26 protein-coding genes, 1 tRNA gene and 1 pseudogene are annotated in these 26,620 nt (G+C 66.4%); 18 read left to right on the forward strand and 10 right to left on the reverse strand.

Going from position 1 to position 26,620, the window contains the following annotated elements; translation table 11 throughout:
• From A37U_RS45965 to A37U_RS54010, 7 genes are all read left to right on the forward strand, one after another.
• Positions 1-513: GAF domain-containing protein (locus tag A37U_RS45965; RefSeq protein WP_020500265.1), on the forward strand; the 513-nt coding region annotated here is incomplete at its 5' end.
• 213 nt (positions 514-726) lie between these two features.
• Entirely contained in the window at positions 727-1,053 is a 327-nt protein-coding gene (locus A37U_RS0129450; RefSeq protein WP_020500266.1) for a hypothetical protein, read from the forward strand.
• Positions 1,054-1,080: 27 nt separating this feature from the next.
• Positions 1,081-1,647 (forward strand): DUF3558 domain-containing protein, encoded by a 567-nt coding sequence (locus tag A37U_RS55110; RefSeq protein WP_083933983.1) that lies wholly within the window; start codon positions 1,081-1,083, stop codon positions 1,645-1,647.
• Between the two features lie 70 nt (positions 1,648-1,717).
• Positions 1,718-3,169, forward strand: a complete 1,452-nt coding sequence (locus A37U_RS52045) for a hypothetical protein (RefSeq protein ID WP_020500267.1) — start codon at positions 1,718-1,720, stop codon at positions 3,167-3,169.
• Between the two features lie 2 nt (positions 3,170-3,171).
• The gene (locus A37U_RS0129460; protein WP_040589056.1) at positions 3,172-3,933 is read left to right on the forward strand and encodes an ESX secretion-associated protein EspG; all 762 of its coding nucleotides are present in this window, start codon (positions 3,172-3,174) and stop codon (positions 3,931-3,933) included.
• A gap of 15 nt (positions 3,934-3,948) precedes the next feature.
• Positions 3,949-5,460, forward strand: a complete 1,512-nt coding sequence (locus tag A37U_RS50330; protein ID WP_083933985.1) for a helicase associated domain-containing protein — start codon at positions 3,949-3,951, stop codon at positions 5,458-5,460.
• 364 nt (positions 5,461-5,824) lie between these two features.
• Entirely contained in the window at positions 5,825-6,013 is a 189-nt protein-coding gene (locus A37U_RS54010; protein WP_020500270.1) for a hypothetical protein, read from the forward strand.
• A 206-nt stretch (positions 6,014-6,219) separates the two neighbouring features.
• Here A37U_RS54010 and A37U_RS54520 read toward each other — a convergent pair.
• The 3 genes and pseudogenes from A37U_RS54520 to A37U_RS48690 form a co-directional block, all read right to left on the reverse strand.
• A pseudogene (locus A37U_RS54520) lies at positions 6,220-6,300 on the reverse strand (hypothetical protein); the annotation flags it as partial.
• A gap of 107 nt (positions 6,301-6,407) precedes the next feature.
• Positions 6,408-6,480, reverse strand: a tRNA-Arg gene (locus A37U_RS0129475).
• Positions 6,471-7,478, reverse strand: a complete 1,008-nt coding sequence (locus A37U_RS48690; RefSeq protein ID WP_051111772.1) for a helix-turn-helix transcriptional regulator — start codon at positions 7,476-7,478, stop codon at positions 6,471-6,473. Before A37U_RS48690 ends, A37U_RS0129475 begins: the two co-directional genes overlap by 10 nt.
• A gap of 103 nt (positions 7,479-7,581) precedes the next feature.
• Here A37U_RS48690 and A37U_RS48695 point away from each other — a divergent pair, with 103 nt between their 5' ends.
• On the forward strand, positions 7,582-7,977 hold the full coding sequence (locus A37U_RS48695; RefSeq protein ID WP_020500271.1) for a DUF3224 domain-containing protein: 396 nt from the start codon (positions 7,582-7,584) through the stop codon (positions 7,975-7,977).
• On the forward strand, positions 7,974-9,056 hold the full coding sequence (locus A37U_RS0129490; protein ID WP_157183105.1) for a DNA glycosylase AlkZ-like family protein: 1,083 nt from the start codon (positions 7,974-7,976) through the stop codon (positions 9,054-9,056). Before A37U_RS48695 ends, A37U_RS0129490 begins: the two co-directional genes overlap by 4 nt.
• A 234-nt stretch (positions 9,057-9,290) precedes the next feature.
• Here A37U_RS0129490 and pdxR read toward each other — a convergent pair whose 3' ends face one another.
• Positions 9,291-10,670 carry a MocR-like pyridoxine biosynthesis transcription factor PdxR gene (gene pdxR / locus A37U_RS0129495; protein ID WP_026197731.1) on the reverse strand — a complete coding sequence of 460 codons (1,380 nt, stop codon included), beginning with the start codon at positions 10,668-10,670 and terminating at the stop codon, positions 9,291-9,293.
• Positions 10,671-10,717: 47 nt separating this feature from the next.
• Between pdxR and A37U_RS0129500 the strand changes: the two genes are divergently transcribed.
• The 5 genes from A37U_RS0129500 to A37U_RS45980 all read left to right on the forward strand — a co-directional run bounded on the left by A37U_RS0129500 (position 10,718) and on the right by A37U_RS45980 (position 16,518).
• Positions 10,718-11,170, forward strand: a complete 453-nt coding sequence (locus tag A37U_RS0129500; RefSeq protein WP_020500274.1) for a carboxymuconolactone decarboxylase family protein — start codon at positions 10,718-10,720, stop codon at positions 11,168-11,170.
• Positions 11,171-11,180: 10 nt separating this feature from the next.
• Entirely contained in the window at positions 11,181-11,633 is a 453-nt protein-coding gene (locus tag A37U_RS0129505) for a carboxymuconolactone decarboxylase family protein (RefSeq protein WP_020500275.1), read from the forward strand.
• Positions 11,630-12,340 (forward strand): isocitrate lyase/PEP mutase family protein, encoded by a 711-nt coding sequence (locus tag A37U_RS0129510; protein WP_020500276.1) that lies wholly within the window; start codon positions 11,630-11,632, stop codon positions 12,338-12,340. Before A37U_RS0129505 ends, A37U_RS0129510 begins: the two co-directional genes overlap by 4 nt.
• 60 nt (positions 12,341-12,400) lie before the next feature.
• The gene (locus tag A37U_RS0129515; protein ID WP_020500277.1) at positions 12,401-14,035 is read left to right on the forward strand and encodes a long-chain fatty acid--CoA ligase; all 1,635 of its coding nucleotides are present in this window, start codon (positions 12,401-12,403) and stop codon (positions 14,033-14,035) included.
• Between the two features lie 83 nt (positions 14,036-14,118).
• A complete protein-coding gene (locus tag A37U_RS45980) occupies positions 14,119-16,518 on the forward strand; it encodes a penicillin acylase family protein (protein ID WP_205623057.1) in 2,400 nt (799 codons plus the stop codon).
• Here A37U_RS45980 and A37U_RS0129525 read toward each other — a convergent pair.
• Complete coding sequence (locus A37U_RS0129525; protein WP_020500279.1) at positions 16,487-19,111, reverse strand: valine--tRNA ligase; 2,625 nt, start codon at positions 19,109-19,111, stop codon at positions 16,487-16,489. The genes A37U_RS45980 and A37U_RS0129525 overlap by 32 nt on opposite strands.
• Before the next feature lie 13 nt (positions 19,112-19,124).
• The gene (locus tag A37U_RS0129530) at positions 19,125-19,976 is read right to left on the reverse strand and encodes an alpha/beta fold hydrolase (protein ID WP_020500280.1); all 852 of its coding nucleotides are present in this window, start codon (positions 19,974-19,976) and stop codon (positions 19,125-19,127) included.
• A gap of 81 nt (positions 19,977-20,057) precedes the next feature.
• On the opposite strand from A37U_RS0129530, the gene A37U_RS0129535 reads away from it, so the two are divergent.
• The 4 genes from A37U_RS0129535 (at position 20,058) to A37U_RS45990 (ending at position 22,884) form a co-directional block, all read left to right on the forward strand.
• A complete protein-coding gene (locus A37U_RS0129535; protein WP_020500281.1) occupies positions 20,058-20,609 on the forward strand; it encodes a CGNR zinc finger domain-containing protein in 552 nt (183 codons plus the stop codon).
• Between the two features lie 26 nt (positions 20,610-20,635).
• Positions 20,636-21,457: a formate dehydrogenase accessory sulfurtransferase FdhD gene (fdhD, locus tag A37U_RS0129540; protein WP_020500282.1), complete on the forward strand. Its 822-nt coding sequence runs from the start codon at positions 20,636-20,638 to the stop codon at positions 21,455-21,457.
• Positions 21,458-21,527: 70 nt separating this feature from the next.
• On the forward strand, positions 21,528-22,412 hold the full coding sequence (locus tag A37U_RS45985; RefSeq protein WP_020500283.1) for an alpha/beta hydrolase: 885 nt from the start codon (positions 21,528-21,530) through the stop codon (positions 22,410-22,412).
• A 7-nt stretch (positions 22,413-22,419) separates the two neighbouring features.
• The gene (locus A37U_RS45990) at positions 22,420-22,884 is read left to right on the forward strand and encodes a GNAT family N-acetyltransferase (protein ID WP_020500284.1); all 465 of its coding nucleotides are present in this window, start codon (positions 22,420-22,422) and stop codon (positions 22,882-22,884) included.
• Here A37U_RS45990 and A37U_RS0129555 read toward each other — a convergent pair.
• From A37U_RS0129555 to A37U_RS0129570, 4 genes are all read right to left on the reverse strand, one after another.
• Positions 22,881-23,708, reverse strand: coding sequence for a class I SAM-dependent methyltransferase (locus tag A37U_RS0129555; protein WP_020500285.1), 828 nt, complete (start codon positions 23,706-23,708; stop codon positions 22,881-22,883). The genes A37U_RS45990 and A37U_RS0129555 overlap by 4 nt on opposite strands.
• A gap of 31 nt (positions 23,709-23,739) precedes the next feature.
• Complete coding sequence (clpX, locus tag A37U_RS0129560) at positions 23,740-25,026, reverse strand: ATP-dependent Clp protease ATP-binding subunit ClpX (protein WP_020500286.1); 1,287 nt, start codon at positions 25,024-25,026, stop codon at positions 23,740-23,742.
• Between the two features lie 258 nt (positions 25,027-25,284).
• Positions 25,285-25,917: an ATP-dependent Clp protease proteolytic subunit gene (locus tag A37U_RS0129565; protein ID WP_040589072.1), complete on the reverse strand. Its 633-nt coding sequence runs from the start codon at positions 25,915-25,917 to the stop codon at positions 25,285-25,287.
• 41 nt (positions 25,918-25,958) lie between these two features.
• Complete coding sequence (locus A37U_RS0129570) at positions 25,959-26,540, reverse strand: ATP-dependent Clp protease proteolytic subunit (RefSeq protein ID WP_020500288.1); 582 nt, start codon at positions 26,538-26,540, stop codon at positions 25,959-25,961.
• Positions 26,541-26,620: the final 80 nt, after the last annotated feature.

A 26,620-nucleotide genomic window follows, 5' to 3' on the forward strand; every position in this document is an offset into this window, starting at 1 on the left:
ATCGTGTCGTCGGCAGTGGCCACAGTCCCTGGCGCCGAACATGCCGGCGTGTCGTTGCTGCGCGGCGACGGAGTGATCACCTCGTACACGCCGTCGAGCAGTACCGTCTCGGAGGTGGATCGATTGCAGTCCACCTACCGGGAAGGTCCGTGTGTGACCGCGTTGTGGGACCAGCACACGGTGGTGGTCGACGATCTGGTCGCCGAGGCCGACCGGTGGCCGCGGTTTGCCCCGGAGGCTGCTGCCCGAGGGATTCTCAGCATGCTGTCGTTCCAGCTGTTCACTCGTGATGACTCCCTGGGCGCGTTGAACCTTTACTCCAGTGTTCGCAAGAGGTTCGATCTCGACTCGCAGATGCTGGGCGGCTTGTTCGCCTCGCAGGCCGCGCTGGTACTGGCCGGGGCGCAGGAATCCGTCCGCCTGCACCGGGCGCCCCGAACGCTGAGGGCTCCTACTCGTACCCATCAGGAAAGTTCACTCGATCGGCCCAACGCGGCGGAACTACCTGCATGAACATGTTCGCGCGCACCGATGAACACGCGTCGCCAAGGTGGCAAAATCCGGCGAATCCGACACCAGTCGAAGTAGCGCGGAACCCTCGCAGATCCGCGCACGTCAGAGTTTGAGCAGAATCGCGCCGAGAGCGCGTGGGCTCAGATAGACTGCGCCGAGCAGCGAGCAACAGCAAGCTGGATACACACGGGCGAGCAGTGTAGGGAGTGCATCGTGGCGGGGAGCATGGAGTACGACACAGCAGCCATGCGTACGGTGATGAAGCAGCTACAGGACGCAATGGGCGCCCTAGATGACCATCACGACAATATCTGCAACTTTTTACCCAAGACTAAGTCGCCGTGCGATTTGGATTACACCAAAGAGTTCCATGGCAACCTGATGCAGTGCGTCGAGGCAACCAAGGCGAATCACGTCAATGGTCGGAAGCAGCTCCAAGAAACGATGAACGCCTTGATTGCTATCGATAAAGAATACAACAACATGGAATTGGCGAACGAGATGAGTCTCAAACACGTCGACCCAAGCACGGTGGAGTGACCTTTGCAATTTCGGTTACTGGCGGGCATGGCAGTCTTGGGGGTCGCCGTACTTGGTGCGACGGCGTGCAGTGGCACGGGCGCCGAAACAGGATCACCGTCCTCGACTAGCCAGCAAAATCTATACGGCGCCCCTCACGTAAACCAGCCGTTGGACGTGAATAGGAAGTATCTAGATGACCCCTGTTCGATACTGACACCTAGCCAGGTGCAGCAGTTCGTATCATCATTGGGCATCGGCACCCATGTACACACCTCGAAGGCCGCCGGTCCACTTTGCAGTCGACGAGGGGAAGGAACCACAGCACGAGCGACGGTCGGTTTCCCCTCTGGTGGTTACGGTCTGTCTTCTATTTACGCGCAACGGAAAACAGCAAAGATCTTCAAAGAACTACCACCAATTGATGGCCACCCAGTCGTCCAGTTCTCAGACACAAGCACCAATGACAAAAGTAATTGCGATTACACCGTGGGGCTGTCTGACAAACAAGTGTTGACCGCCGTCTATAGCCCCGGACCAGAGAGCGTGCCTGCGTGTGATGGCGCCCGGAAAATAGCCGGGGCTGCCATGCAGACATTGAAGGCTGGGGGTTGATGTGTTGGATGGACGTCCGATCGACGGTACGCGGTAGACGTTAGAGAAGTAACGAGCCGGGGAGGCGGTTATGGGTCTTGGGCAGTGGTTTGCTGATCGAGCGCACGATGTCGGTAAGGCGATCGACAGCACGGTAGATGCGGTAGTCGACGGGGCGGGCGACGTGCTGAACGGTATCGGCAACATGGCCAGTGACACCTGGGCAGCCGCCACCGGCAATGTCAAGTCCCCGCCTGGGGGCGCGACCGATCCGAAGAAGATCTACGAAGGGTTCTATGAGAGTAGGGGTCCCGGCAGCTATCAGACCGCACAAGCGGTTCTCGGGGAAGCCGCTCCTGCCTATGGTGACGTGTCAAAGGCGATCAATATCGCGAAGAACACCCTGAACTCTGGGTTCAAGGGGGCCGCCGGGGACAAGGCACGGGCCGCGCTGGGCAAGGTCAGTGTTCGGTTCGACAAGATGTCGGCCGGTGCATCCGATGCGTCGAAGGGCGTGCAAGGACAGCTGGACACCTGGAGTAACACGAAACCAAAGGTCCAGAAGGTGCCGAGTCGCAGTGAGATGGTCGGCAGCGTCTCGAACCCGGTGACGATGATCGGGAACGAGTTCAGCAACGAGGACAGCATCAACGCGCAGACCCAGAAGTCCATCGGCAACGCCCAGGCCTACTCCGGGTACGGCAGCGCCTCGGGACCGCAAGGCACGGGGCTGCCGAGGACCACGTTGGATACCGCTCCCCCACCGGACACGAACGTCGGCAGCCACGATGTCGGCAGCGGAATCCAGATGCCCGCTACGAACCAGTTCACCAGTGGGCACAGCGGCAGCACAGGGCCGCAGACGTTCAACGCGGGGAACACCTCGCCGAATCACACACCACCACCGAGTAACCCCGGTGGGACCACCACGGCCGGTGTGTCCGGACCGCCGTCTCCTGGCCCGGTGAACGTCCCGCCGCCGAGTACGGGCGGTGGCCCGGTCTCGGGTCCCGGCGGCCCGCTGGGGCCGGGTCCGATCGGTGGTGCGGATCCGCGTCTTCCCGGTGGTGGCGAACCGTTCAGCCCCAGTACAGGCGGGGGCGGCGCGGTGCGTAGCGGCGGCGGCGTACCGCCGTTCGCCCCGGTCACCGATGGCGGCAGCGGCGACGGTTCGACGGTGCGCGGCAGGCCGCGTCCGGGCACGTTCCGCGGCGGCAGCCTGAAGGAACCAGAGTCCGGCAGCGGCAGCAGCGGCAAGGGTTCGGGGATGAACGAGCGGACCCAGCCGGGTGGTCGCACCGCAGCCAAAGCGCTGGGCGCCGAACCCGAGGGCGCGGCCGCAGGCAAGGCGGCCGCGGCAGCGGGCAAAAGCTCTTCAGGAGCGGTTCCTCCCGGTGGTGCAGGCCGCAAGGGTGAGAAGGACAAGGAGCACGAGACGGCCAGCTACCTCATCAACGAGGAACACGGCAGCGAGATCGTCGGGGAGATGCCAATGACCGCTCCCCCCGTCATCGGTGACACGAATCCGGCGACCGAGCAGTGAGCGTGATCCAGTTCCCGGTACGGCTCTCGAGCTCCACTTTCGCACTCACCTGGGCCTGGTCGGATGGCGTCGGCGAGCTGCCGACGCCGCTGTTCACTTGGTTCGAGGGCAACACGGCCGAGGAGTACGCCGCGTCGGAGAAGGCGGCGTTCGTGGAGATCATCCGCCTCGCAGGCCGGAACAGCCAGGCATTCACCGAAGAGCTGGAGAAGGTCTACCAGGCACTGTCGCAGGCTCCGGCCGAGTTCTACGGGTGGGTCACCCGCGAGGACGGTAACACCTTCGGCGTGCTGGTGGCTTGTCACAAGAACACCGCCTACCTCGCCGTCGTGGACGGCGAGGTAGTGCTGCTCGACCAGGTTCGTCCGGATTACGGCGCCCAGGCTCTGGTATCGGTACTCCCGGAATACCCCGTTGGCCGGTTCCAGGCGGCGAATGCCCGCAGCAACGAGGTCACCGGCGAACCGGGCTCCGGCGGGATCATGCGCTCGGCCTCCGGTGGGCGCAGCCCCGACGCGGACATGTTGCGGCGCCTGCTGAACATCAAAGGAGCAACCCGCGGCGAGCTGTCCGTGGCGATCCGGAATGGCATGGGGAGGCGCTACCGCAACCCGCAGACGACCAACTTCGTCGACAACCCCGAGTTCGGCCGTGTGTTGTTCTACAAGACCGGATCCGGCGACTCGACCTACGTGACCGCCCGCCCCGGACACCCGGACACTATCGTGGGACGGCTCCAAGAGGTACACAGCAATCTCCGGTAAATCGGATACGACGGTATGAAAGAAGGAACCAGTTCCTACCGTGGTGTTTACCTGCGCTCCCAACGATTGTGGGCGCAAGGAATCTCCGCTGCATGTGCATTTCGGGAACGAACCGGACATCTGAACGTGCCCCCAGGGCACCAGGAATCCGGGGTGTCATTGTCCGCGTGGCTGAATTCCCGCCGCAATGAGCGCAGGGCAGGAAGGCTTGCCTCTGAACGGATCGCGGAGCTCGACGGACTGGGGATCGACTGGGACCCTAAAATCAGCAAGGCGAAGCTGTCTAAGCATGTTGCTGTGGCTCGAGATTTCTACCGAGAGCACGGGCACCTTGATGTACCGAACAAGTACCGAAGTCCGGACGGCTGCGCCTTGGGTGACTGGCTGCGAAACTGCCGTCTTCGCTACCAGCAAGGAACGATCAGCACCGAACTGACCGAGTCCTTGGATTCGATCGGCGCCGAATGGCGGCAACGGAGCCCTCAGCGGGACCAGAACTATGCCGCGCTTCGCGCCCACGAACCTATCCGCGAACGTCCGGTCGATCATGAGGCGGCGGCGACCCGATGGCGTCGCTGGCTAGATGCAGCACGAGAGTACCGGGGTCAACACGGGAGCCTCGACGTTCCCGTGAAGTATCGATCCGCGGATGGACGCGGACTCGGCCTATGGCTCAAGCGCATCCGACAGCGCTATCGCGAAGGCATGCTCCTACCTGAGCAGATCGCCGAACTCGAAGCGCTCGGAATGGTCTGGGAACCAAGGCGACAAAAACGTCCACAGCAGAAACCGAAGCGGCAGAAAGTACAACAACCGAAATCGGCACAGCGGCATACAGGACAACACGAGCGCAAGCGAAAAACGCAGTGGAAAAAGATGGCGCAGGCTGCTCAAAACTACCGCGATGCGCACGGAGATCTCAAAGTTCCGCGTGACTATGTTGCGCACGGGGTGAAGCTCGCTGGTTGGCTTCGCGCACAACGAGCACGGTATCGTGAGGGTAATCTGACCGATGAACAAATCACCATATTCGAGACTCTCGGTCTGCACTTCAGCCAACATACAAAAACGTGGGAAAGGAACTTTGAGGCCGCGTCCTGGTACCGCACTTCATTCGGGAATCTTGACGTGCCGTTCCTTTATCGGACCCCCAGCGGCGTTGGTCTAGGAAGTTGGCTGTGCCACCAACGTGAGCACTACCGGGCAGGCAAACTTTCCGACGAACAGATCGCCGCGCTTGACGAACTCGGCATGGCCTGGTCGTCATTCAGAAAGCAGTGGGACCGCAAGCTCGAAGCCGCCCGCCGACACCACAACCAGCAAGGCGACATCAACGTACCGGTCGGCTACCGGACACCAGACGGTGTGAACCTAGGAAACTGGATCACTTACCAGCGACATCTGTACCGAGTAGGCAAACTCTCGGCAGAACAGATCTCCGAACTCGATGACCTCGGTCTTCGGTGGATTCAGGTGCGGTCACACATGGTCACGACTGATGGTGTCCGGTCGCACCGTCGGCCCTGATTCGGATCACCGGTGTAGCTATGGGCGTCGTGGCAGCCGCACGACGAAGCAGGGGTCAAGTACCGCGGCGTGGGACAGCGGCAAGGTCAAGTGGCATATCCGATCGCATTGGGGAGACGAACCGCTGAGGCGATCGTTCGTGACGCTGTCCTTGCATGGTGCGACAGCTCGCCGCCACGCCGAAATACGGCAGCGAGGGATCCGATCCCTTGGCATGGCGGACGGTGTTGAAGATCGTGCGTCTCTTCTCGGCAGGTATGCGCGCCGCTGCGGTGGAGGGCCTGATCGACTACACCCCTGCACCAAACTCGGCCTCGAGGTGGGCGAGGTCGGCGATGAGCCAACAGCTATCGTCTGCCATTCGATGTGGGCACCGGCCCTCAATCGGGGTGAGATCGCCGGGTTCCATCACCGTCGCCTCGATCTCGAACACGACAGCATCTTCGTCCGGGAAGTCTTCGACCGCGCCCTCGGCGAGATCAAGCCACCCAAGGGGCGCCAACGCCGGTTTCTCCCGGTCACCGACGAACTCGCCACCAAACTGCAAACCTGACACCACACATCACTGGCCGCGCGAGTACCACGCCGCACTACCAGAACTCCCGCCGCCGTCACTGGGACCCTGCTATCGCAGCAGCCGGGATCATCGGTGCCAGCCCGCACGATCTGCGCCACACCTACGCCAGCTGGCTCATCCAGTCCCAGAAGACCACCCTCGACGAGCTCGCCGTCCTCCTCGCGCCACCACAACAGCACGACGTCTACGCCCTCATCGACGCCCTCGTCGAGCATCTCCGCGCCGGAGCCCTCAAGAATCCCCGGAGGACAGCACAACGCCATATAGGGAAAACGTTGCTCCACATTTGCTCCATGACAACCGTGAGGCAGGCGGAGCCAAGAGTATCAAGCTGGCGGATCGACGCAGGTCAACCAGCTGATGGGAGGGGCGCCCTCGGCAGGATTCGAACCTGCGACACCGGCTTTAGGAGAGCCGTGCTCTATCCCCTGAGCTACGAGGGCCTGCGCGACAGTGTAGTAGGCGCCTCCTCCGCCCCGTACACCTGGCCCATGGCGGCGAGTTCGGCGATGACGCGTTCGCGCAGTTCGACGGGCTCGAGTACTTCGCAACCGGCTCCGAGCTGGAGGAACTGGGCGAGGGCGTGCTCGTGGCTTTCGATGGGCAGGCGCACGGTGGTCCATCCGTCGGGTTCGGCGAGGATGGTACTGAGTTCGTCTTCGCTGAGTGGGAGGGCCGACAGCACGTGGAGCATCCGCCTTGCCCGCGCGGAGAGGCGGACGACGGCGTATCCCTCGTAGAGCCGGGAGCGCAGTTGCTCGTCGCGGGCGAACCAGTATTCGCGCAGGTCGAAGTCGGCGGGCCGGTCGAAGCTCTGTTCGAGGGTGTGGATCCGGTGTACGCGGGAGACACGGTACATCCGGGGTTCGCCGTGGCCGGCGAGCGCGATGAGGTACCAGACACCCGCCTTGAGGACGAGCCCGAGCGGTCGCAGGGTGCGGGTGACGGTGGATCCGTCCCAGCGGCGGTAGCGGATGCGGATCCGGTGCTGTTCCCAGACGGCGTCGGCGATCTCGATGAGGTTCGGGACTTCGTCGCTGGTCCGGAACCAGGCGCGCTGGTCGAGCAGGAAGCGCTGGCGCACCTGGTCGGCGCGGGTGCGCAGGCCACCGGGCAAGGCGGCGGAGACTTTGAGTTCGGCGGCGGCGAGTACCTGGCCGAGCCCGAGCTCGGTCGCGGCGCCGGGAATGCCGCTGAACAGCAGGGACCGCGCCTCGGCCTCGGTGAGCCCGGTGAGTTTGGTGGAGTAGCCGTCGAGTAGCCGGAATCCGCCCGTGACCCCGCGTTCGGCGTACACCGGCACCCCGGAACCGGACAGTGCCTCGATGTCGCGGTGGATGGTGCGCACGGAGACCTCGAGTTCGGTAGCGAGCTCGGTCGCGGTCATGCGCCCGCGCGATTGCAGCAGCAACAGGACGGAAAGCAGTCGACTGGCACGCATGGTCCGAAAGTATTCCAGAAACATGACAGGGGATGGCGGGTTTCGTGTCCAGACTGGTGCACGGCACAAGGAACGACCGAGCACACCGAAAAGCGGACGGATCATGGCAAGCACCAAGGCGAAGCTCACTCACAGCGACTGGCAGGAGTCGAAGTCCTGCGAGGCGGAAGGGCACGCGCTCGCACCGATGCATTGCCGCTACCACTACACCGGCCCGGTCGACGGCGAGTCGACCTTCGAGGGGGTGATCTGCTATCTCGGCGATACCGGTAGCTACACCGGCTACGAGCTGTTCACCGGGAGTATCGAAGGCAGGCGGGGCACCTGCGTGCTCCGTTCGGTGGGCGGTTTCGCACCGGATGCGGTGGACGCGGAGCTCGAGGTGGTGCCCGATTCCGGCACCGGTGGGCTGACCGGCCTGCGCGGCGGCGGGCGGATGCGCTTCCCGATGGACGCGGAACAGGGCACGATCGAGCTGGACTGGATACTGGAGGCGTGACGAACCGAGCCATGGAACTGAGCCGCAGCGAGGTGCTGCGTTACCGGATGCACCGCCAGGGCCTGTACCGGCTCGAGGAGCAGCCTGCGATCCTGGATCTGGGCCTGCAGCAGATGGGCACGAGCGTGGCGCAGGCGCTCGCCGCGCGCGCCCCGCGGACCGGCTGGGATCACCCTGAGCTGACGCTGGCCTGGACCTATCGGGGCGCGCCGCATCTGCACTGGGACACCGATCTCGGCAAGCTGGCCACCGCGCTGTCCCCGCGCACCGAAGACGGCGCGGCCGCGCGGCTGTCCTGGAGCAAGCCCCAGGTCGACCGCTGTGGAATGCCGGCGACCGAGGCGATCGGCAGGGTCGCCTCGGTCGCGGCCGAGGTGATCACCGCGCCGATGACCAAGGGCGCGGCGAGCGCCGCCATCACCGAGCACATTCCGCGCGGGCTCGGCTATGACTGCCGTCCCTGCCGCACTTTCCACGTCAACGAACAACTCATGCGGGTGGCGATGCTTCCCGCGGGGGTGGTGCTCGACCGGGAGGCGCCCAAGATCGTGCTCCGGCCGGGAAACCTGCCCCGGCCGAAGCGGAAACCGGATCCGGCCGCGGTGATCCGGACCTATCTGCGCTTCCTCGGACCGGCCACGGTCAAGGAGACCGCCGCCTTCTTCAACAGCACCGAACGCGAGCTCGCCCCGGTGTGGCCACGGGACCTGCTCGGGTGCACAGTGGACGGTGCACCCGCCTTTCTCACCGAGGAACCGGGTGAGCTGCCCGAAGACCCCATCGTGCGGTTGCTGCCGCCGATGGATCCCTATCTGCAGCCGCGGAACCGGGAGTTCCTGGTGCCGGATGCCGTGGCGCGCAAGCAGTTGTGGCGTATCCTCGGCAATCCGGGTGCCCTGCTCGTGGACGGTGAGATCCTGGGCGCGGTGCGCCAGAAAACGAGCGGGCGCAGGCTGGAGGTCACCGTGGAGGCCTTCGGGCACCTTTCCGCCCCGGTGCGCGCGGACACCGAGGCGGAAGCGCAGCGGCTCGCAGAAGCACGGGACATGCGAGCCGTCACCGTGCACTGGTTGGACTAGCTCGCCGGGGGCCGGGGGCCGGATCGCGTCGATGTACTCGTCCTTGGACGGCGGGCCTTTCGATGACCCACGGCATCCAGCCCTCGTTCCAGGTGATCCGCTTGCCCTTGCTGTTGTCCAGCACCGCAGAGCGGTGGTACACCCCGGTCTGTAGGACCTGCCACGGTCGAGGTACCTCATACCCGGTTGCGGGTTCCCTTCGGGCAGATTCCCGGATGCAACCGGTTGCCGATCTCACCGGCACGCGGTGGCCAGGGCGGTGCGCAAGGCCTCGAGCGCGGGCCCGAAGGCGTGCTTGGCGGGGGCGCCGTACCCGATGACGATCCCCTGCGGCCGCCCCTGCGCGCTGAACCAGCTGCGCTGCAAGGATTCCGCGGCCACCGAATGCCCGTGCAGCACGCCGAGGCATTCGGACTCCGACAGGCCGAGCGGAAGCATCAGCAGCAGGTGCAACCCTGCGGGGATCCCCTGTGGCACAACGGGAATCCCCTCCAACGCGGCGAGCACCTTGGCCCGCCGGGCCTTGTACATCGCGCGGGCCCGGCGGATGTGGGTGTCGTACCGGCCGGATTCCAGGAACTCGGCGAAGATCAGTTGGTCGATCGCGTTCGTCGTCTGGCCGCCGTAATACATCTCCTCGCGCACCGGTTCGACGAGTTCACTCGGCAGTACGAGCCAGCCGAGCCGCAACCCGGGACCGAGGGTCTTGGAGACCGTGCCCGCGTACACCACCCGCTCGGGCGCAAGCGCCTGCAGTGCACCCACTTTCGGGCCGGCGTAACGGAATTCGCCGTCATAGTCGTCCTCGATCGCCAGCACATCCGCGCGGGCGACGAGCTCACCGCGGCGCGCCGGATGCAGCGGGACACCGAGCGGATAGTGGTGCGCCGCCCCGGTTACCAGGACCGGGGAGTCGAGTTCGGACACCCGGGCACCGTGCTCGTCCATCGGCAGCGGAACCACCCGGACGCCCTGCCGTGCGGCGATGTCCCGGTACCGGCGCAGCGAGGGGTCCTCGAAGGCGAACTCGCCGATCCCGCGGGCCCGCAGCACGGTGGCGAGCACCGCGAGCGCGTGCGAGTAGCCGCCGCAGATCACGATCCGCTCCGGTTCCGCGAGCACGCCACGTGCGCGCCCGAGATAGGCCGCGAGCGCGGACCGCAGCACCGGATGTCCCTGGGGATCGGGGAATCCCGGCTCGCTCGCCGGCATCGCGGCCAGTGCCGTCCTGCTTGCCGCGAGCCACTGCTGGCGGGGGAACTCGCTCAGCTCGGGCAGCCCTGGCTGGAAGTTCCACCGCGGCCGCCCGTGCCGTTCCGGGGCCGGTTCGGGGCGCACCTGCTTGCCGGCGACCGCGGCGACCTTGGTGGGCGCACCCTGGGCGGTGACCAGGTAGCCCTCGGCGGCGAGCTGGCGGTACGCGGTGGTCACCGTGCCCCGCGCGAGGCCGAGCTCCGCGGCGAGCACCCGGGTGGAGGGCAGCACTGTCCCCGCGGCCAGCCGCCCGTCCCGCACGGCCGAGCGCACCGCCTCGACGAGTGCCGCCCCGCGCGCCCCGTTCCCGGACAGCTCGAGATGGAAGTCCACTCCCAGACTGGACCAATCAATCGCCATAGAACTGGACCATACCGTTGGACCAGTTCGCGGCTAGAGTCGATGGCATGCGAATCAAACTGAGCCAGAAGGTGCCGGAGGCACGCAAGCACCTGATCGCCATGCACACCGCGATCGAGAAGGCGGCTGAGGAAGCCGGTCTGGACAAGAAACTCGTCGAACTGGTCAAGATCCGGAGCTCGCAGATCAACGGCTGCGCCTTCTGCCTCGACATGCACGCCAAGGACGCGCGCAAGGCAGGCGAGCAGCAGCAGCGGCTGGACCTGCTACCCGCCTGGCAGGAGACCGAGCTGTACAGCCCGGCCGAACGGGCGGCCCTCGAGCTGACCGAAGCCATCAGCAGGCTCTCGGACACCGCAGACATTCCCGATGAGCTCTACACGCGGGTCGCCAAGGAATTCACCGAAGACCAGTTCGCGGTCGTGGCCTGGGCGGCGATCGCCATCAACACCTTCAACCGCCTCAACGTGACCATGCGGACCCCGGTCCCGAGCGCGTAGGAGCCACCACATGCGAATCCAGCTCAGTGAAGCCCTTCCCGGCGCGATCAAGCATGTGTTCGCGATGTACGGGGTCATCGAACGCGCCGCGCAGGACGCCGGCCTGGACAGGTCGGTCCTCGAACTCGTCAAGATCCGGGCCTCGCAGATCAACGGCTGCGCCTACTGCACCGACACGCACTCCCGTGATGCGGCCACGGCCGGTGAGTCGCAGCGGCGGATCTTCGTGCTGCCCGTCTGGCGGGAGACCGAGCTGTTCAGCGAGCTCGAACGCGCCGCGCTCGAGCTGACCGAGGCCATGACCCGCCTCTCCGAGCAGGCCGAGGTGCCCGACGAAGTCTACGAGCAGGCACGGAAGGTACTCAGCGAGGAACAGTTCACGGTGATCGCGTGGACCGCGGCCGGGATCAACCTGCTCAACCGGCTCGGGGTCACCAGCCGCAAACCCCTGCCCGCCGCATGAACGAGCTCCGGAATCTGCACGTCCCCGGCAAACCGCTCGTCCTGCCGAACGTCTGGGACGCCGATACCGCCCAGCTCGTGGTCGAGGCCGGGTTCCCGGTCGTGGCGACCAGTTCCGGCGCGCTGGCCGCGGCCCTCGGTTACGGCGATCACCAGCAGGCACCCGCCGCGGAGGTGTTCGCCGCGGCGGCCCGGATCGCGCGCGCGGTTCCGGTCCCGGTGACCGTGGACGCGGAGTCCGGCTACGGGCTCGCGCCGGAGGAACTGGTCACGGCGCTGTTCGAAGCAGGTGCCCAGGGCTGCAATATCGAGGACACCGATCACGAGTCCGGGCTGCTCATCCCGGCCTCGGACCAGGCAGGGCGGATCGCGAAGATGCGGGCGGCCAGCACCGAGCTGGTGATCAACGCGCGGGTGGACGTATTCCTGCACGAGGACCCCTCGCTCACCGGGGCGATCGGGCGCGCCGAGGCCTATCTGGAGGCGGGCGCGGACTGCGTGTATCCGATCTTCCTTCCCGGCGAGCACATCCAGAGGTTTCTCGATGCGCTTTCCCCCGCGCCGGTGAACCTGTTGTGCTTGCCGCCCAAGACCCCCGGGCTCGCGGATCTGACCAAGTCCGGAGCGGCCAGAGTGTCCCTCGGCACGGGCCTGTGGCGGGCCCAGCAGCAGTGGCTGCGTGAGCAGCTCGCCGCGATGCGTGCGTAACCGCGCCATTCGTGATTGCATCTCCCCAACCGCGAGCGAACTGTCGAGTAGGGAGATGCCATGTGGAGCACGATGCAGGACGAGCCACTGACGATCACGCAGCTCCTGCGCTACGGGACGACCGTGACCGCGTCCGGTCAGGTCGGCACGTGGACCGGGAGTGAGCTGCGCGCCGAGAACTACGCCGAGCTCGGCCGCAGGTGCGCCCGTCTCGCGCACGCGCTCCGCGGCCTCGGCATCGACGGTGACCAGCGGGTCGGCACCTTCATGTGGAACAACAACGAACACCTCGAGGCCTACCTCACGGTGCCGTCCATGGGTGCCGTCCTGCACACCCTCAACATCCGGCTGTTCCCCGAACAGCTCGCCTACGTGATCGACCACGCCGAGGACCAGGTCATCCTGGTCGATGCGAGCGTTGCCCCGCTGCTGAACAAGATCCTCGCCCAGTGCCCGACGGTGCGCCACGTGGTCGTGACCAACGGACCGGTCGGCGCCGTCGAGGCCCCGGCGCACATCACCGTGCACGGCTACGAGGACCTGCTCGCGGCGGGTGAGGACGAGTTCGCCTGGCCGGAGATCGACGAACGGTCCGCGGCCGCCATGTGCTACACCTCGGGGACTACCGGTAACCCGAAGGGTGTGGTGTACTCGCACCGCTCCATCTGGCTGCACTCGGCGCAGGTCTGTATGAGCGACGGGATGCAGCTCTCCGGCGCGGACAACGCGCTGGTGATCGTCCCGCAGTTCCACGCGATGTCCTGGGGAATGCCCTACGCGGCGATGATGGTCGGCGCCTCGCTGGTCATGCCGGACCGGTTCCTGCAGCCCGAGCCGCTCGCGGCGATCCTGGCCGCGACCGAACCCACCATGGCCGCCGCGGTGCCCACGATCTGGCAGGGCATGCTCGCCCAGCTGGAAGCACACCCGCAGGACATCAGTCACCTGCGCCAGGTGGTCGTCGGCGGGTCCGCCTGCCCGCCCGCGATGATGCACGAGTTCGAGGAGGTCCACCATGTCCCGGTCATCCACGCCTGGGGCATGACCGAGACCTCCCCGCTGGGCAGCGTCGCCCGTCCACCTGCCGGGGTGACCGGGGACGAGGCCTGGGACTACCGCTACACGCAGGGCCGGTTCCCTGCCGGGGTGCGGGCGCGCATCGTCGGGGACGACGGCGTCGAACGGCCATGGGACGGCTCCGAGGTCGGTGAGCTCGAGGTGCGCGGCCCGTGGATCGCCGGCGCCTACTACCGCCCGGACGAGGGCGACCCCGAGGAGAAGTTCCGGGACGGCTGGCTGCGCACCGGCGATGTCGGCAAGATCAGCCCGGACGGGTTCCTCACGCTGACCGACCGCTCCAAGGACGTGATCAAGTCCGGCGGCGAGTGGATTTCCTCGGTGGACCTGGAGAACGCGATCATGGCGCACCCCGCGGTCGCCGAGGCCGCGGTGATCGGGGTGCCCGATCCGAAATGGGACGAGCGCCCGCTCGTCGCCGTGGTGCCGAAAGAAGGCGAGCAGGTGGATCTGGCGCAGCTGCGGGAATTCCTCGCCGAACACGTCGCGAAATGGCAGCTGCCCGAGCACTGGACGTTCATCGAGGAAGTCCCCAAGACCTCGGTCGGCAAGTTCGACAAGAAGCGGCTGCGCGCCCAGCACGCGGAAGGTTCGCTGAGCGTCACCGATATCCAGTAGCGGGAAAAGTCCGAACTTTACCGTAGGACGGCCGGAAATCCAATCCGTCCTACGATGCCCGTTATGCCGGTATCATGCCGGTCATGCGTCACCCTCGCCGTGTGGTCCTTGCCGTCATCACCGTGCTCGCCGCGAGTCTGCTGCCCGTTTCGGCGGCCGCCGACGATGAGACCGTGACGATTCCAGGGTTGTCCGCGCCGGTCGACATCACCGTGGACACCTGGGGTGTCCCACATATTTCGGCGCGGAACACCGGCGACCTGTTCCAGGCACAAGGGTTCAATGCCGCACAGGACCGGCTTTTCCAGATGGACACCTGGCGCCGCAAGGGGCTCGGCGAGCTGAGCACGGTGCTCGGACCGAACTATGTCGAGCAGGACCGGGCGGCACGCTTGTTCCGCTACCGCGGTGATATGGCGAAGGAATGGGCGAGCTACGGTCCGGAGGCCAAGCGGATCGCGACGCGGTTCGCGGCGGGCGTCAACGCCTACGTCGACTGGCTTTCCGCGCACCCCGATGCGCTGCCGGACGAATTCCGCCAGCTCGGGTACTCCCCCGCGCACTGGCGACCGCAAGATCTGGTGCTCATCCGCACGCATGCCCTGGTCAACAACCTCACCGACGAGGTCGACCGGGCCAAGCTCGTATGCCTCGGCGGAAGACAGGCCAGCGAATACCACAAGAAACTCCAGCCCGACCACGAGCTCGCGGTGCCCGCCGGACTGGACCAGTGTTCGATCCCCGACGATGTGCTCGAGGTCTACGATCTCGCCACCGCCTCGGTACGCTTCGACAAGGGCACCATGCGCTCCAGCAAGGAGCCGGCGAACCAGCGCCGGATCGACGAGGCGAACAGCGGCAGTAATTCCTGGGCGATCGCACCGGAACGCACCGCTACCGGGCGCCCGATCCTCGCAGGCGATCCGCACCGCTTCAACGCCGAACTGCCCACCGACCGCTACATCGCGCACCTGTCCGCCCCCGGGCTGGACGTCATCGGTGCGGGCGAACCGTGGAACCCCGGAATCAGTATGGGGCACAACGAGAACATCGCCTTCGGCCTGACCAACCTCGCCGCCGACCAGTCCGATCTCTACGTCTACGACCTCAAACCGGGTGATCCGAGCCGATACCGCTATCGCGGCGGCTGGGAGCGGATGCGCACCACGACCGAACAGATCCCGGTCGCCGGTACCGACCCGGCGTCGGTAGGGCTCTCCTTCACCCGGCACGGACCGGTGGTCAAGGTGGACAAGAAGCACAACAAGGCCTACGCGGTGCGCACGGTGTGGTCCGAACCGGGCACCTCGGCCTACCTCGGCAGCCTGAATTTCCAGCGAGCCAAGAACTACCCGGAATTCGCCTCGGCTATGCGCACCTGGAAAACCCCGGGCTCGAACCTGGTGTTCGCCGGCAAGGACGGCGATATCGGCTGGGTTCCCGGCGCGATCGTGCCCAAACGCACCGGCTCCGACTATGACGGGCTGCTTCCCGTTCCGGGCGACGGTCGCTACGAATGGGACGGATTCCATACGAACGACGAACTGCCTCGCGTGCACAATCCGAAGGACGGCTTTTTCGCCTCGGCCAACGACTACAATTTCCCGGCGAGTACGCGGGTGCGGCCCGGCTATGAATGGTCGGCCGAATACCGCAAGGACCGCATCACCGAAATGCTCGCCGGTAATTCCCGTTCCTCGGTCGCCGATTCCGCGCGATTGCAGAATGACGAGCGTTCCGGGCTCGCCCGCGTCCTCGTTCCCTACCTCGCCGATATGCGGTCCAGCGATCCCGCCACCGCCAAGGCACTCGAACTGCTGCGCGACTTCGACGGGATGATCGGCAAGGACTCCGCACCGGCCGCGCTCTACGAAACCTGGCTGATGCGTTTCCTCTACCCGGGATGGGCGCACGCGATGGTGTCCACACCGGTCGCCGATGAACTCGTCAAACGCAATGCGTCACCGGATTTCCGTGTCCTCACCGCCACACTCGCCGATCCGGACCGTTGGTTCGGTGAAAACGGCGCGGCCAAACGCGATGCGCTGCTGCTCGATACGCTCGGCCGCGCCTACCAGGACGTACAGGAGAAACTCGGCGCGGACCCCGCGAAGTGGCGCTGGGGTGCCATGCACCAGCAGCTGTTCCTCCATCCGCTCGGAGAGCCGAGCATCGGCCCCATCGAGCAGGGCGGTGACGCGCACACCGTCCGGGCCTCAGGCTACGACGTATCGGCCTTCCCGTACCTCCCGGTGGTCGGTCCCACCTTCAAGATGGTTCAGGACGTGGGAGCCTGGGACAACTCGCGTGCGATCAACGCACCCGGCCAGTCCGGGGACCGCCGCAGCAAGCACTACAGCGATCTGGCGGACAGCTGGGCCGAAGGGAAGTACTTCCCGCTGCTCTACAGTAAGCAAGCGCTCGCCGGGCACGTCGACCAACGGATTCGGCTCACTCCGGAAGGCCGGCCAGCCGCGCGGTGATCCGCTCGATGTCCGCAGCCGCGGCCTCGAGACGGGTGCGCACCTTGGCGACCACGTCCTCGGGGGCGTTCGCCACGAACTTCTCGTTGCCGAGCTTGGCCTCGCAGCCCTTGTGTTCTTTCTCCGCGACGGACAGGTCCTTCTCCAGTCGCTTGCGCTCCGCGGCCACGTCCACGGCACCGGACAGGTCGAGTTCCACACCCGCCACCGCGCCGGTGAGCCCGACCTCGAGCGCCGCGCTCGCAGAGAACTCCTGCCCCGGCTCGTTGAGCCGCACGAGGGTGCGCACCGCGGGCAGCAGTCCCTCGACACCCGCACTGTCCAAACCGGACAGTCGCGCGGCAACCCGCTGGCCGGGTTTGAGGCCCTGATCCGAGCGGAACCGCCGGATCTCGGTCACCAGCTTCTTGAAGTCCTCGATGCGGGTGCGTGCCTGCTGGTCGACCGGCTGCTCGCGCACCGTCGGCCAGTCGGCGATCACCAGGGACTCGCCGCCGGTGAGCGCGGTCCAGAGGGTCTCGGTGAGGAACGGCATCACCGGATGCAGCAGCCGCAGCAGGGTGTCCAGGACCGAACCGAGCACCGCGCGGGTATTCGCGGCCCGCGCCTCGTCCCCCGAGTTGAGCGAGACCTTGGCCAGCTCCACATACCAGTCGCAGAACTCGTCCCAGGCGAACCGGTAGAGCGCGTCACTGACCTTGGCGAACTCGTACTCGGCGTAGTTGGCGTCCACGCTCGCGACCAGTTCCCGGCAGGCGTCCAGGATCCAGCGGTCGGCATCGGTGAGCAGCGCGGTGTCGATCTCCGCCTGCGGATCGGCCCCGTTGAGCATGGCGAACCGGGTGGCGTTCCACAGTTTGGTGCCGAAGTTGCGGGAGGCGGCCACCCACTCCTCGGAAATGGGCACATCCACTCCGGGGTTCGCCCCGCGCAGATAGGTGAACCGCAGCGCGTCCGCACCGTACTCGTCGATCCAGGCCAGCGGGTCCACGACATTGCCCGCGCTCTTGGACATCTTCTTGCCGTTGCCGTCCCGCACCATCCCGTGGAAGGCGATCGCCCGGAACGGCGGCTGCTTCATCGCGTAGATGCCGAACATCATCATCCGGATGACCCAGAAGAACACCAGGTCGTAGCCGGTGACAAGGACCGAGGTCGGGTAGAACTTGCGCAGATCCGCGGTGTCCTGCGGCCAGCTGAGCGTGGAGAACGGCCACAGCCCCGAGGAGAACCAGGTATCGAGCACATCCTCGTCCTGCGCCCAGCCCGGCGGCGGCTGCTCCCCCGGGCCGAGGCAGACCTGTTCGGATCCGTCCGGGGAGTACCAGACGGGGATCCGGTGCCCCCACCACAGCTGGCGGGAGATGCACCAGTCGTGCATGTTGTCGACCCAGTCGAAGTAGCGCTTCTCCATCTCCGGCGGGTTGATCGCCACCTGCCCGGAGCGCACCGCGTCCCCCGCGGCTTTCGCCAGGGGCTCGACCTTGACGAACCACTGCAGCGAGAGGCGCGGCTCGATCGGTTCCTTGGAGCGCTCCGAATGCCCGACCGAGTGCAGATAGGGGCGCTTCTCCGCGACGATGCGGCCCTGTTCGCGCAGTTTCTCGCGCACCGCGAGGCGGGCCTCGAACCGGTCCATGCCGTCGAACTCGGTTCCGGTCTCGGCGATGTGCCCGGTCTCGTCCATGATCGTGCGCATCGGCAGCTCGTGGCGGCGGCCGATCTCGAAATCGTTCGGATCGTGCGCCGGGGTCACCTTCACCGCGCCGGTGCCGAACTCCGGGTCCACATGGGAGTCGGCCACGATCGGGATCCGCCGCCCGGTCAGCGGCAGCTCCACCTCGGTGCCCACCAGGTGCGCGTACCGCTCGTCGTCCGGGTGCACCGCGACCGCGGTGTCGCCGAGCATCGTCTCCACCCGCGTGGTCGCCACGACCACCGAGTTCTCTCCCTCGCCGTAGCGCATCGAGACGAGCTCGCCCTCGACCTCTTTGTATTCCACCTCCGCGTCGGACAGCACGCTGCGCAGCACCGGCGACCAGTTCACCATGCGCTCCGCGCGGTAGATGAGCCCGTCGTCGTGGAGCCGCTTGAACATCGTGGACACGGCATCGGAAAGGCCGTCGTCCATGGTGAACCGTTCCCGGCTCCAGTCCACGCCGTCCCCGAGGCGGCGCATCTGCGCGAGGATCTGGCCGCCGTAGTTGCGCTTCCATTCCCAGACGCGCTCCACGAACCGTTCCCGCCCCAGCTCCCGCCGCGAGGTGCCTTCCTCGACGAGCTGGCGTTCCACCAGCGCGTGCACCGCGATCGAGGCGTGATCCATCCCGGGCAGCCACAGCGCCGCCTTGCCGCGCATCCGCTCCCGCCTGGTGAGCACATCCATCAGGGTGTGCTCGAACGCGTGCCCGATGTGCAGGTTCCCGGTCACGTTCGGCGGCGGGATCACGATGGTGAACGGCTCGGCGGGCGAATCGGCGGAAGGACTGAAGTACCCGCGCTCTACCCAGCGTTCGTACAGCTCCGCTTCTACCTCGCCCGGTTGCCAGGTCGATGGGAGGGTGCTGTGCCGAGTCGCTGGGTTCTCACTCACGATGACAAGTTTGTCATGTGGCCCGGAGGAACCGAATCAGGTGGTCACCTACCTCGCGGGGCCGCTCCTCGGGCAGGAAGTGACCACAGTCCGCGATCGCCTGCCCGGTGACCCGATCCGCGTAATCGCGCCAGATCTCCAGCGGATCCAGCCGGTCGAGCAGGCCCGACTCGCCCCACAGCGCGAGGACCGGCATGCTCAGCCGGTGGCCCGCTTCGGCGTCCGCCTCGTCGTGCTCGGCGTCGTCCGGGAACGAGGCCCGGTAGTCCTCGAAGCCAGCGCGCAGCGCCCCGGGTGCGGAGAAGGCACGCACATAGTGCTCGATCGCCGCCGGATCGAGCGCGTGCCGCTGGTGGGTCCAGCGCTCGAAGAAATAGCCGAGGTATCCGGCGACGTCCTGACCGGCGAGACGTTCGGGAAGGTCCGGCTGCAGGTGAAACAGCCAGTGCCAATAGCCGCGCGCGAGTCCGGTGTCCATCCGCCGCCACACCTCCCTCGTCGGAATGATGTCCAGCACGGCGAGCCTGCGCACCTGGTCCGGCCGGTCCAGCGCCCACCGGTGCGCGACCCGGGCGCCGCGGTCGTGGCCGATGACATCCACCCGTTCGTGACCGAGGCTGCGCACCAGTTCCGCGATATCGGTGGCCATGGTCCGCTTGTCGTAGCCCGACGGCGGCTTGTCGGTGTGCCCGTAGCCGCGCAGATCGGGCGCGATCACCGTGTGCGTCTCGGAAAGCGGACCGAACAGCTCGCGCCAGCAGTAGGAGGTCTGCGGCCAGCCGTGCAGCAACACGACCGCGGGACCGGACCCGCCGGAGCGGTAGTGCATCCGGATCCCGTTCACCGTGGCCGTCGCCGACTCCATACCCGTCTCCGTTCTAACTGGTTCAGATGGTTAGCACAGTATCCGAAGATTTTAACCCCATCCAGTGGTTAGACTGATCCGATGGAAGCGGACTGGTCCTTCGAGGGCGGGCGACCGTGCCTCGATCTGGTCAACACCTTGCGTGATCGCCTCTTCGGCGGCCGTGAGCTGCTCACCGACACCGGCGCACTCGCCGACTGGCTGCTCGCCGCGGGCCTGCTCGGGAATCGGCCGCGGGTGCGCGCGGCGGAGCTGCTTGCCGCGCGGGAGCTGCGCGAGGCGATCGACCGACTGCTGACCACGCCCCGCCCCTCGAACGCGGATACGCGGCTGCTCAACGACACGGCGGCCGGAACCGAGCTCCTGCCACCGCGGCTGCACCGCCGCCCGGACGGCACGCTTCGGCGGGAAACCCCGCGCCCGCGCGAACCCGTGCGCACCGCGCTCGCCGCGGTGGCCGCCGATGCGATCGAACTGGCCACCAGCGAGATCCGGGTCCGGATATGCGCGGGTGAGGACTGCGCGCTGCGGTTCGTGGACAGCTCGCCGAAACGCAACCGGCAGTGGTGTTCGATGGCGCGCTGCGGGAACCGTGCGAAGGCCCGGGCGCATTACCAACGACACAGGCAGTGAACGCCACCTCGTGCAATCATGGAGCCATGGGCAGGGTGACGGTACGCAGGCCGGTGCGGATGATCACCGCCGACGGGCAGCGGCGACGTCCGGACGCGCTCGCCGCGGAGGAACCCATGGAGCTGCGCGTCGGCGGGTCATCACTGACCGTGACGATGCGGACGCCCGGCGATGATGTGGAGCTCGCCCACGGTTTCCTGCTCGGCGAGGGCGTGATCTCGGCGCGCGAGGATGTGGCGAGCGCGCGCTATTGCGCGGGAACCGATGAGGACGGGCACAACACCTACAACGTGCTCGATGTCCGGCTGGCCGAAGGGGTCGAGCTCCCGGTTCGTGGCCTGGAGCGCAATTTCACCACCACATCCTCCTGCGGGGTGTGCGGCAAGGCCGCACTCGAATCGGTGCGCACCACGAGCCGCTATCCGCCGGCCGCGGACCCGCTGCGGGTCTCCCCCGCCGTGCTCGCCACGCTCCCGGACAGACTGCGTGCCGCGCAGAAGGTGTTCGCCGCCACCGGCGGGGTGCACGCGGCGGGCCTGTTCACCGCGGACGGCGAACTGCTGGTGGCGCGCGAGGACATCGGCAGGCACAACGCGGTGGACAAGGTGCTCGGCTGGGCGCTGATGGCCGAACGGGTCCCGGCGCGCGGCTGCGTCCTGATGGTCTCCAGCAGGGCCTCCTTCGAGCTGGTGCAGAAGGCCGCGATGGCCGGGGTGCCGATGCTGGCCGCGGTCTCGGCGCCGTCCTCGCTCGCGGTCGAGCTCGCCGCCGAACAGGGCATCACCGTGCTCGGTTTCGTGCGCGGCAACCACATGAACGTCTACACCCATGGCGAGCGGGTGCCATGAGCGAGCCTCGCGGCGTTTCATCGACACAGCGCCCGGGTGAAGCGCCGGGTTCCGCCGAGGAGCGAGAGCGATGAATCGCCCGATATCCCGGCGCGGACTGCTGCTCGGTGGGGCGGGAGCCGCGGCGGCCGTCGCCGGATTCACCATCGCCGAACCGGACGCGGAACCGTCGACACCGAACCGGAAACCGCGCCCGGTCGAGTACACCCCGGTCACCGTGGAACGGGTGCGCTCGCGAGCCCGTGGGCGCACCGTGCACCTGGCCATCACCCGGCCGAGCGGGGTGAACCCGGAGCGGCTCCCGGTGTGCCTGCTGCTGCACGGTCTGCACGGCAACGCCCGCGGGATTTTGCCCCGGCTCGCCCCGCGGATGGCCACCAGCATGAACGGCGGCGCGCTCACGCCGTTCGTGTTCGCCGCGCTGGACGGGGGCGACAACTACTGGCATCACGCGCGCCTGACCGACGACCCGATGCGGATGCTGCTGGACGAGGCCCCGGCCTGGCTCGCCGAACGCGGATTCCAGCGGACCCCGTTCGCCGCGGCGGGTGTTTCCATGGGTGGATTCGGCGCGCTGCTCTACGCCAGGCGAAGAGCCGAACGGGACGATCCGGTTCGCGCGGTCGCCGCGCTCTCCCCCGGTCTGCTGCTGTCCTGGACCCTGATGCGCAAACGGCACGCGTTCACCGGTGCGCCGCAGTGGGCGGATCTCGACCCGCTGCGCCATGTGGACGCGCTGCGCGGGATTCCCACCGGAATCTGGTGTGGGACAAGCGATCCGTTCATCACCGGGGCGCGGCGGTTCATCGCGGCCGCCCATCCGGAATTCACTCATCTCGCGCCGGGCAAACACAGCACGCGGTTCTGGAACACCTGCGTACCGAGCCTGCTTGATTTCCTCGGGAAATACGCACCCGTTTACGGTGCCGACCGGCCGGGCGGGAACCCGATATAGTGGGCGCATGCTGGATCTACCCGCACCATTGCGTGCCCGCGGCCCGGATCCGGCCGACCATCAGGTCATCGTCGAGCACTTCCCGCGGTGGTGGTCCGATTCCCGAAGCGTTTCCGGCGCAGGCGAACTCGCCGGTCTGGTACAGCCACTGTTCCTCGAGCATTTCGCCGACACCAGCCTTGTCGTGCACGATGATTCCGGTGAGCTGGCCGCGTTCCTGATCGCGTTGCTCTCCCAGAGCAAGCCGAACGAGTCCTACATTCATTTCGTCGGAATCGATCCCGAATACCGGGGAAAAGGTATCGGGAAAACCATGTACGAATGGTTTTTCGCGACGGCGAGGAAACACGACCGCGATACGGTTTCCGCGATCACAGGGCAGGACAATCACGGCTCGATCGCATTTCACACGAACATGGGATTTTCCGTGGACACCAGCGGCGAAATGGTGAAATTCCGCAGGAAAATCTAGGCGGTTTCCCCGAAGGCGAACCGGTAGAGACGCAGTGAGTCCTTCAGCAGCGGGGTCCGGGCGATGAGTTCGTAGACACCGCGCAGGACCGGATCCCCGATGCGGCCGGATTCGCTGGTGACAGCACGTTCCTCGACGCGGCGCAGAGTCGGGATCAGGTGTTCGATCTCGGCTCCGCCGTCGATCGACCAATTCATCCGGAACGCGCTGGTGAACCCCGGCAACATCCGGGACACCCGCACCACCCAGGAGACCGCGCCGTCGAACAGTAGCTCTCCACCGGAGAATCGTTCGGTGATCCTGCTGAGCAGCGTGCGCACCTGCTCTCGTTCCAGGTACATCAGCAATCCCTCGGCGATCACCAGCACCGGACGCTCGGCAGGAATCTCGGCGAGCCATTCGGTATCGGTGACCGAGGAACCGATCATGCGGTAACCCGGCCGCTCCTCGTAGATCCGCCGCCGAAGCTCGATCACCTCGGGAAGGTCCACATCGAACCAGCGAACCCGTTCGGGCAGATCGAGCCGGATCGCCCGGCCGTCCAGTCCGCAGCCGAGCTGGAGCACCGTCGCCTCGGGGTGACGGGCGAGAAAGTCGCTCGCCCACTCGTCCAGTCGCTTGGCGCGCAACACCACGAGCGCCCGGTCTCCGGAAGTGGCACGCATCCGGAAGGAACCGAAGTCGTAGTCGATCCGGTCGATGGCCTCGGCGGCGACCGTGTCCCCGAGTATCGGACGGGCCGAACGACTGTCCCGCGCGCGATGATAGAGCGTCACCAGCATGGTCCACTTGACGTCGGTGAAGTCCACCGTCCCGGTAGCCATGCCGTGATATTACGCCCGGAGCGGGCCCGGATCAGGCCGACTTCTCCCGGCGCTCGCGGCGGCTCGGCTGGCGTGCCACGATGGTCGGATTCACGTTCTCCCGCACGGTCTGCTCGGTGATCACGACCTTGGCGACGTCCTCGCGGGACGGAATGTCGTACATCACCGGCTGGAGCACTTCCTCCATGATCGCGCGCAGCCCACGGGCCCCGGTCCCGCGCAGGATGCCCTGATCGGCGATCGCCTCGAGCGCGGTCTTGGTGAACTCGAGCTCCACGTTGTCCAGCTCGAACAACTTCGTGTACTGCTTCACCAGCGAGTTGCGCGGCTCGGTCAGGATCGCGACGAGCGCGTCCTTGTCCAGATTGGTCACCGAGGCCACGATCGGCACCCGGCCGATGAACTCGGGAATCAGGCCGAACTTGATCAGGTCCTCAGGCATGGTGTCGGCGAAGAAATCGGTGGTGTCGATCTCCTCCTTGGAGCGGATCTCCGCACCGAAACCGAGGCCGTGCTTGCCGACCCGGTCCTGGATGATCTTCTCCAGGCCCTGGAACGCCCCCGCGACGATGAACAGCACGTTCGTCGTGTCGATCTGGATGAACTCCTGGTGCGGATGCTTGCGGCCGCCCTGCGGGGGCACGCTCGCCGAGGTCCCCTCGAGGATTTTCAGCAGCGCCTGCTGCACACCCTCGCCGGACACGTCCCTGGTGATCGAAGGGTTCTCCGACTTGCGGGCGATCTTGTCGACCTCATCGATGTAGATGATGCCCGTCTCGGCCCGCTTGACGTCGTAATCCGCCGCCTGGATCAGCTTGAGCAGGATGTTCTCCACATCCTCACCGACGTAGCCCGCCTCGGTCAGCGCGGTCGCGTCGGCGATGGCGAACGGAACGTTGAGCATGCGCGCGAGGGTCTGGGCGAGGTGGGTCTTCCCGCAGCCGGTCGGGCCGAGCATCAGGATGTTCGACTTCGCCAGCTCGACGTTGTCCTCGCCCGCGCTGCGCCCGCCGTTCTTCTCCGAGGCCTGGATGCGCTTGTAGTGGTTGTACACGGCCACCGCGAGAACCTTCTTGGCCTCGTCCTGACCGATCACGTACTGCTCGAGGAACTCCCGGATCTCGGTGGGCTTGGGCAGCTCCTCCAGCTCCACCTCGCCGGATTCGGCGAGCTCCTCCTCGATGATCTCGTTACAGAGGTCGATACATTCGTCACAGATGTACACGCCGGGTCCGGCGATGAGCTTCTTCACCTGCTTCTGGCTCTTGCCGCAGAAAGAGCACTTGAGCAGGTCCCCGCCGTCACCGATTCGTGCCATGACCGCTGACCTCGTCCCCTCCGGCGCGTGGACCGCGCCTGAACGTCCTGTCGTTTACAACCGCTTTACGGCCGGGCGCCGAGCCCCACAACCCGGGGACCGCGGGAATACCACGACGGTACCCGCAGAACCCCCGGTTGTGGGGGAACAAGTCTGCAACGGCATGCCCGGCGAGCGGGTTGCGCTCGTCATCGCAGCCGTCACCAGCACTTTACCGGCTGGAAAGCGCCGCTGTCATGAGCGCGCGCCCACCGAGTCTCAGTCCTTGGCCGACGCCTTCCGGTACGGGAAGATGTCGTCGATGATCCCGTAGTCCTTCGCCTCCTGGGCGGTGAGGATCTTGTCCCGCTCGACGTCCTTGCGCACCTCGGCGGCGTCCTTGCCGGTGTGCCTGGAGAGCATGGTCTCCATCTGCTCCCGCATCCGCGAGATCTCCGCGGCCTGGATCTCCAGGTCGGAGACCTGACCCTGGATCACGCCCGAGATCGCGGGCTGGTGGATCAGGATCCGCGCGTTCGGCAGCGCCGCACGCTTACCCGGGGTCCCCGCCGCCAGCAGCACCGCGGCGGCCGAAGCGGCCTGGCCGAGGCACACCGTGGCAATGTCCGGGCGCACGAACTGCATCGTGTCGTAGATCGCCATCAGCGAGGTGAACGAACCACCCGGCGAGTTGATGTATATCTGGATCTCGCGGTCCGGATCGTCGGCCTCGAGGTGCAGCAGCTGCGCCATCACGTCGTTCGCCGAGACATCGTCCACCTGCACGCCGAGGAAGATGATCCGTTCCTCGTAGAGCTTGTTGTACGGGTTCGACTCCTTGACCCCGTAGCTGGTGCGCTCGATGTAGGAGGGGAGGGTGTAGCGGGCCTGTGGGACCGGGTACCTGTTCATCGCGTCCATCGGAAACTCCTTCGCTGCTCGTTCGGTTGGTCTCAGGCGTCCGCGCCCTCACCGGGCCGCTGCACGATCCGGTCGATGAACCCGTACTCGAGCGCCTCCTGCGCGGTGAACCACCGGTCCCGGTCCGCGTCCTCGGTGATCTTCTCCACGGTCTGCCCGGTCTGCTCGGCGGTCAGCCTGGCCAGCTCGAGCTTCTGCTTGGTCAGCACCTCGGACCAGATCGCGATGTCCGAGGCGGTGCCGCCGACACCAGCGGACGGCTGGTGCATCAGGACACGCGAGTGCGGCAGCGCGGTCCGCTTGCCCGGGGCACCGGAGGAGAGCAGGAACTGGCCCATCGAAGCGGCCATGCCCATGGCGATCGTGGCCACGTCCGGCTCGATGTACTGCATGGTGTCGTAGATCGCCAGTCCGGCAGACACCGATCCACCCGGGGAGTTGATGTAGAGGGTGATGTCCTTCTCCGGGTCCTCCGCCCGCAGCAGCAACAGCTGCATGGTGAGCTGGTTGGCGACCTCGTCGTTGACCTCGGAGCCCAGCACCACGATGCGCTCGCGGAGTAGCCGCTCGGTCACCGAGTCGTTGAGGGACAGCCCTTGGGTACCCGTCCGCATGTGTGCAGTCACGTCTGCCCTTTCGCTGGTCACGGGCACGTCGGCCCGCTGATGGATATGTCTTCCGGTCTCTGTCACCG

The sequence above is a fragment of the Sciscionella marina DSM 45152 genome (assembly GCF_000379465.1).
GTDB lineage: Bacteria > Actinomycetota > Actinomycetes > Mycobacteriales > Pseudonocardiaceae > Sciscionella > Sciscionella marina.

Coding starts and splice junctions, on each gene's coding strand:
- A37U_RS55110 (WP_083933983.1), top strand. CDS start 1,081: ATGGCAGTCTTGGGGGTCGCCGTACTTGGTGCGACGGCGTGCAGTGGC.
- A37U_RS52045 (WP_020500267.1), top strand. CDS start 1,718: ATGGGTCTTGGGCAGTGGTTTGCTGATCGAGCGCACGATGTCGGTAAG.
- A37U_RS50330 (WP_083933985.1), top strand. CDS start 3,949: ATGAAAGAAGGAACCAGTTCCTACCGTGGTGTTTACCTGCGCTCCCAA.
- A37U_RS54010 (WP_020500270.1), top strand. CDS start 5,825: ATGTGGGCACCGGCCCTCAATCGGGGTGAGATCGCCGGGTTCCATCAC.
- A37U_RS48690 (WP_051111772.1), bottom strand. CDS start 7,478: ATGCGTGCCAGTCGACTGCTTTCCGTCCTGTTGCTGCTGCAATCGCGC.
- A37U_RS48695 (WP_020500271.1), top strand. CDS start 7,582: ATGGCAAGCACCAAGGCGAAGCTCACTCACAGCGACTGGCAGGAGTCG.
- pdxR (WP_026197731.1), bottom strand. CDS start 10,670: ATGGCGATTGATTGGTCCAGTCTGGGAGTGGACTTCCATCTCGAGCTG.
- A37U_RS0129500 (WP_020500274.1), top strand. CDS start 10,718: ATGCGAATCAAACTGAGCCAGAAGGTGCCGGAGGCACGCAAGCACCTG.
- A37U_RS0129505 (WP_020500275.1), top strand. CDS start 11,181: ATGCGAATCCAGCTCAGTGAAGCCCTTCCCGGCGCGATCAAGCATGTG.
- A37U_RS0129510 (WP_020500276.1), top strand. CDS start 11,630: ATGAACGAGCTCCGGAATCTGCACGTCCCCGGCAAACCGCTCGTCCTG.
- A37U_RS0129515 (WP_020500277.1), top strand. CDS start 12,401: ATGTGGAGCACGATGCAGGACGAGCCACTGACGATCACGCAGCTCCTG.
- A37U_RS45980 (WP_205623057.1), top strand. CDS start 14,119: ATGCGTCACCCTCGCCGTGTGGTCCTTGCCGTCATCACCGTGCTCGCC.
- A37U_RS0129530 (WP_020500280.1), bottom strand. CDS start 19,976: ATGGAGTCGGCGACGGCCACGGTGAACGGGATCCGGATGCACTACCGC.
- A37U_RS0129535 (WP_020500281.1), top strand. CDS start 20,058: ATGGAAGCGGACTGGTCCTTCGAGGGCGGGCGACCGTGCCTCGATCTG.
- fdhD (WP_020500282.1), top strand. CDS start 20,636: ATGGGCAGGGTGACGGTACGCAGGCCGGTGCGGATGATCACCGCCGAC.
- A37U_RS45985 (WP_020500283.1), top strand. CDS start 21,528: ATGAATCGCCCGATATCCCGGCGCGGACTGCTGCTCGGTGGGGCGGGA.
- A37U_RS45990 (WP_020500284.1), top strand. CDS start 22,420: ATGCTGGATCTACCCGCACCATTGCGTGCCCGCGGCCCGGATCCGGCC.
- A37U_RS0129555 (WP_020500285.1), bottom strand. CDS start 23,708: ATGGCTACCGGGACGGTGGACTTCACCGACGTCAAGTGGACCATGCTG.
- clpX (WP_020500286.1), bottom strand. CDS start 25,026: ATGGCACGAATCGGTGACGGCGGGGACCTGCTCAAGTGCTCTTTCTGC.
- A37U_RS0129565 (WP_040589072.1), bottom strand. CDS start 25,917: ATGAACAGGTACCCGGTCCCACAGGCCCGCTACACCCTCCCCTCCTAC.
- A37U_RS0129570 (WP_020500288.1), bottom strand. CDS start 26,540: ATGCGGACGGGTACCCAAGGGCTGTCCCTCAACGACTCGGTGACCGAG.